Genomic DNA, 4,342 nt, shown 5'->3' with positions numbered 1-4,342 from the left:
TTCTGGGTATCCGGAATCAGTGGGCACAAGGCACAAAGGCATGTCGTCCCTATGAAACGAATGCAAACCGGAAAAATTAGCGATTGGGAATTTGTGTCAGGAAGCGGGATTCAGATCGTTCCCACGCTCTGCGTGGAAACGCATCCGGTGACGCTCTGCGTCACGCAGGGGACGCTGAGCGTCCAGGGCGGCGTTCCCACGCAGGAGCGTGGGAACGATCATGCGGGGATAAATCCCCTCGCCACAGTCGCCAACCCATGTCGGCGATGATGCACGCTCAGCTGATCCTTGATCAGCCGCAGCACCTTGGCCTCGTGCTCGTGAATGAAGAAGTGCCCGCCCGCGAGCATGTCCACCGAGAAGCTGCCGCGGGTTTCCCGGCTCCAGCCGATCAGTTGTTCGGTGGTGGCTTTGTCGGCGGTTCCACCGAGCACGTGCACTGGACAACCGAGCGGCGGTCGAAGCCGTGGCTGGTAACGCCCGCACAGCAGGAAATCGGCACGCAGTACGGGCAGCGTCAGGGACATCAGTTCTTCGTTGGCCAGCACCTCTTCGCTGGTGCCGTTGAGGGTGCGCAGTTGGTCGATCAATTCAGCGTCGGTTTTCGCTTCGGCGAAGCCGCGATCATAGTCGGCGCGCATCGTTGGCGCCGCTGTGCCCGAGGCGAACAGCGCGACCGGCTCGGGACAGCCCAGTTCCCGCAAGGCATGGGCGATTTCGCAGGCCAGCAACGCACCCAGGCTGTGACCGAACAAGGCATAAGGCGCTTGCAATGTGGGCAGCACCTCCCGCGCCAACTGCATCGCCAACGGGCCCATCTCAGTGTGCAGCGGCTCGCCGAAACGCGCACCGCGCCCCGGCAGCTCCACCGGCTGCACCTGCAGCCATTGCGGCACCTTGCGCCGCCAACGGCTGTAAAGCATCGCGCTGGCGCCGGAATACGGCAGGCACAGGAGCGTCAATTGGGTCACTGCGGTTTTCTCCGATCGTTTATATAAAAAGAATAACGAGGCCGGGTCGTGAAGAATTAGTCAGCGGCCTCCTCGCCCGGATGCGCCTTATACTGCACGCCCAATGGCTTTGGTCTGCCCTCAAGGAGAACACAATGAGCTGGTCCGCCCAACAATATGTCGCTTTTGAACAGGAACGCACCCGCCCAGCCCGCGATCTGCTGGCGGCCATCCCGCCTGTGCAGGCGCGCGACGTGATCGACCTGGGCTGCGGCCCCGGCAATTCCACCGAACTGCTGGTGGACCGGTTCCCCGGCGCAACGGTGCGTGGCCTGGACAGCTCCGGCGACATGATCGAAGCCGCCCGCAAGCGCCTGCCCGGCGTGACATTCGCCACTGCCGATATCGGACGATGGAATGAAGGCGGTCCCTTTGACCTGATCTTCGCCAACGCCGTGCTGCAATGGCTACCCGACCACGCCACGCTGTTGCCGTCGCTGGTGGAAAAACTCGCGCCGGGTGGCAGCCTGGCGATCCAGATGCCCGACAACTTGCACCAGCCTTCCCATCGCTTGATGGGCGACATCGCCGCCAACGGTCCCTGGGCCAGTCAACTGGCCGGCGCGGCGGACACGCGCACGGAAGTGGCCGACGCCAGCACCTATTATTCGATCCTCAAGCCCCACTGCACGCGCGTCGATGTGTGGCGCACCACCTACCATCATCCGCTGGCCGATGGTGCCTCGGGCGTCGTTGAATGGTTCAAGGGCAGCGGCTTGCGGCCGTTCCTCGAGCCGTTGGATGAGGCGCAGCGCGAGGAATACCTTCGCCAATATCTCGCGGCCATCGAGCAGGCTTATCCCGCCTTGGTCGATGGCTCGGTCCTGTTGCCGTTTCCAAGGTTGTTCATCGTCGCGACGCGCTAGGGGCCGGTCAGCAGCGAGGGCTAAATTTAGCTTGCGGGCCCTCGTTACCTGCTAGGACCGAAACCCACAAGAGTGACCGCCGTGGACCTGCAAACCATCCTGGGCAAACTGTTCGCCAACGCCGGCGCCGTTGGTATCGAAGGCGTTTTCCAATTCGTGTTCGGCCCGCACCAGGCGTACTGGTCCGAGGTCAAGGCCAGCAGCCGCACCCAGGCCGGCCGACACGCCAGCCCGGACGTCACCATCGAAGTGGCGGAAAAAGACTTTCTCGGGATCATGGCCGGCATGGCTAACGTCGAGGAACTGTTTGCCAGCGGTCGCTTGAAGATCGGCGGCAACATGGGCCTGGCGACGTTGCTGCCGCAGATCATCGATCATGCCCGTCACGGCGCCCGCCCCGTGGAAAAGGTCGACATGAACAAGCGCTACCCCACGCCGTCGCGTTTCAGCGAGACGCTCACCGCCAGCCTGCCAATCCAATACAGCGTGGAGCGCCGACCGCGCAGCGAACTGTCGTTGCAGGAATTCCAGGCGCGTTACCTGCCCCACGGCATCCCGCTGGTCATCAGCGACGCGTTGCAGGACTGGCCGTTGTTCAAGCTCAGCAGGGAAGAGTCGCTGGTGCACTTTGCCGAGTTGCAAGGCATCACCCGTCACGGCGATTACGTGAAGAAAACCTTCTCCACGGAACGGGATTTCCGCTCAACGTCCATGGCCGATTTCATTGCTTCCCTCGACAGCCCGGCGATCAAAGGCGCCGACGGTGAGCCACCGGCCTACATGGGCAATAACATCCTGCCGGCGCAACTGCTGGAGCAGATCAAATACCCGCCCTACTTCGACCCTTCGCTGTTCATCCCGCCGCGCATCTGGATCGGTCCCAAGGGCACCCTCACGCCGCTGCATCGCGACGACACCGATAACTTGTTCGCCCAGGTCTGGGGCCGGAAAACCTTCACCCTCGCCGCGCCCCATCACCGCGAAGCCCTGGGCACCTGGTCGACCGCGCCCCAGGGGGGGCTGGACGGCTGTGATTTCAACCCGGACGCGCCGGACTATGATCGCTTCCCTCGCGCCCGGGACGTGACGTTCCTGCGGGTGACGCTGGAGGCTGGGGACCTGTTGTTTTTGCCCGAGGGCTGGTTCCACCAAGTGGAGTCGGTGTCCACGTCGCTGTCGGTGAACTTCTGGGTGAATTCGGGGCGGGGTTGGTGACGGTCGAAACAACTCCCTGTGACATGGGCGTTATTTTTGCTGCCGATAACTCTGCACCGCAGCCCCCATCACCACCGCCCCGGCAGCGATTGCCAACCAGAAACCACTGCGCGCGCCAAACGTATCCACCAGCCAACCCGAACCCGCCGCGCCGATGGCCACTCCGATGCTCAGGCCCGTCACCAGCCAGGTCAGGCCCTCGGTGAGCCGGGCCGGTGGCACGATGCGCTCGACCAAGGCCATGGCGACGATTAGCGTCGGCGCGAAGAACAACCCGGCGACAAACACCGCCAGCGACAACCCGAGGATATTGCTCGCCAGCAGCAGTGGCAGCGTGGTCAGCGCAGTCGCCACCCCGCCGTACAGGAACAACCGCGGCAACGGCACTTTCGAGCGCAGCGCCCCGAACGCGAGGCCGGCCAGGCAGGAGCCGATGGCGTAGACCGACAACACGATGCTCGCCGCCGCCGGTTGCCCCTGATGCTGGGCGAAGGCCACGCTGACCACGTCCACCACCCCGACGATGACGCCCATGGCGACCATCAACAACAGCAGCAAAAGCACGTCGCTGGAACTGATGATCGAACCCTGGTGATGCGCCTGGTGCGGATGCACCGGCGGCTCGGTGTGGCGTTGCAGGACAAACGCTGTCACGCCGATCGCCAGCAGCAGCACCGAGGCCAGGGGCCCCGCCTCCGGGAACGCCACCACGCACAGCCCCACCGACAGCGGCGGCCCGACAATGAAACAGACCTCGTCCAGCACCGACTCCAGCGCATAGGCAGTGCGCAGTTGCGGCTGGCCGCGATAGACCTCGGTCCAGCGCGCCCGCACCATCGCCGACATGCTCGGCATGCAGCCAGCGAGGGCGGCGAACAGGAACAGCGTCCAGTGGGGTGCCTGCAATCGCGTGCACAGCAGCAACAGCAACAACGCCCCGCCACCGACCAGCGCCGCCAATGGCAAGACCCGACCCTGACCAAAACGGTCCACCAGCCGCGACACCTGTGGCGCGCAGAACGCCGTCGCCAAGGCGAACGTCGCCGCCACCGCGCCGGCCAATCCATAGCCGCCCTTGAGCTGCGCAAGCATGGTGATCACGCCGATGCCCGTCATCGAGATCGGCATGCGCGCGATCATCCCCGCCAGCACGAAGCCGCGGCTGCCAGGGGCGGTGAACAGTTCGCGATAGGGGTTTGCCATGGAATGACACCTCAACAAGGGCCTGCAAGTTGCCATAAAGGCCCGTGC

At 64.2% G+C, this 4,342-nt stretch carries 4 protein-coding genes; 2 read left to right on the top strand and 2 right to left on the bottom strand.

What is annotated here, in order from left to right:
• Positions 1-218 precede the first annotated feature (218 nt).
• Positions 219-971 carry a thioesterase II family protein gene (locus tag HU742_RS07830; protein WP_186642167.1) on the bottom strand — a complete coding sequence of 251 codons (753 nt, stop codon included), beginning with the start codon at positions 969-971 and terminating at the stop codon, positions 219-221.
• Between the two features lie 134 nt (positions 972-1,105).
• On the opposite strand from HU742_RS07830, the gene tam reads away from it, so the two are divergent.
• A complete protein-coding gene (tam, locus tag HU742_RS07825) occupies positions 1,106-1,876 on the top strand; it encodes a trans-aconitate 2-methyltransferase (protein ID WP_186639991.1) in 771 nt (256 codons plus the stop codon).
• An 81-nt stretch (positions 1,877-1,957) separates the two neighbouring features.
• A complete protein-coding gene (locus HU742_RS07820) occupies positions 1,958-3,091 on the top strand; it encodes a cupin-like domain-containing protein (protein ID WP_186642166.1) in 1,134 nt (377 codons plus the stop codon).
• A 30-nt stretch (positions 3,092-3,121) separates the two neighbouring features.
• Here the strand turns inward: HU742_RS07820 and HU742_RS07815 are convergent, their stop codons facing one another.
• Positions 3,122-4,294 (bottom strand): MFS transporter, encoded by a 1,173-nt coding sequence (locus HU742_RS07815; RefSeq protein ID WP_186639995.1) that lies wholly within the window; start codon positions 4,292-4,294, stop codon positions 3,122-3,124.
• Between the last annotated feature and the right edge of the window lie 48 nt (positions 4,295-4,342).

The sequence above is a fragment of the Pseudomonas marvdashtae genome (genome assembly GCF_014268655.2).
GTDB lineage: Bacteria > Pseudomonadota > Gammaproteobacteria > Pseudomonadales > Pseudomonadaceae > Aquipseudomonas > Aquipseudomonas marvdashtae.
Note: the sequence above shows the minus strand (reverse complement) of the source record. Positions and strands in the feature narration are given on the sequence as shown.